The organism is Rhodovulum sp. YNF3179 (assembly GCF_050586465.1).
Classification (GTDB): Bacteria; Pseudomonadota; Alphaproteobacteria; order Rhodobacterales; family Rhodobacteraceae; genus CAJXYS01.
The window spans coordinates 1-816 of the sequence record NZ_JBOCEG010000015.1 but is presented as its reverse complement, the minus strand read 5'-3'; the positions used below and the strand labels follow the sequence as shown (position 1 = coordinate 816).

The 816-nt window shown below is 65.4% G+C and carries 1 protein-coding gene; it reads left to right on the top strand.

Translation table 11 applies throughout. From position 1 onward, the window contains the following. The coding region (locus ACQ5SP_RS16490) for an ABC transporter permease (protein WP_430939503.1) at positions 1-816 on the top strand (816 nt) is incomplete at both ends.

Below are 816 nucleotides of genomic sequence, written 5' to 3'. Positions count from 1 at the left end.
GGCCTCGAAGAGGGGTTCCTGGCGGTCAAGGACGACCTGCAGGTGGTGCTCGACCCGGTCACGCAGCCGCTCAGCTGGGCGCTGGACGGTGCGCTCTACACCATGCTGACCGTGCCCTGGTGGATCGTCATCCCGGCGATCCTGGCGGTGGTCTACGCCGTCACCCGCTCGGTGAAGCTGGTGGGCTTCGTCGCCATCTGCGTCATGCTGCTGGCCTTCATCGACCATTACGACTACGCGATCCAGACGCTCTCGATCATCTTCGTCTGCGCCTTCCTCTGCGTGCTCATCGGCGTGCCCATCGGCATCGCCATGTCACGCAGCGACACCATGCAGCGCATGACGATCCCGGTGCTGGACATGCTTCAGACCCTGCCGCCCTTCGTCTACCTGATCCCGCTGATCTTCCTGTTCAGCGTGACCGAGTCCAAGCTCTACGGCATCGCCATCATCCTCTATGCCATCGTGCCGGTGATCCGGCTGACCGATCTCGGCATCCGGCTGGTGGACAAGGACGTGATCGAGGCCGCCGACGCCTTCGGCATGACCGACCGCCAGAAGCTCTTCGGCGTGCAGATCCCGCTGGCGCTGCCCAACATCATGGCGGGCGTGAACCAGACGATCATGATGAGCCTCGCCATGGTGGTGATCGCCAGCCTCGTCTCGGCGCCGGGTCTCGGCGTGCTGGTGCTGCGCGGCATCCGCAACCTGGAGCTTGGCGTCGGCCTCGTCGCCGGCCTCGGCATCGTGCTGCTCGCCGTCATCCTCGACCGCGTCACCAAGGCCGCGCTCGCCCGCATCAACGCGGCACAGAAA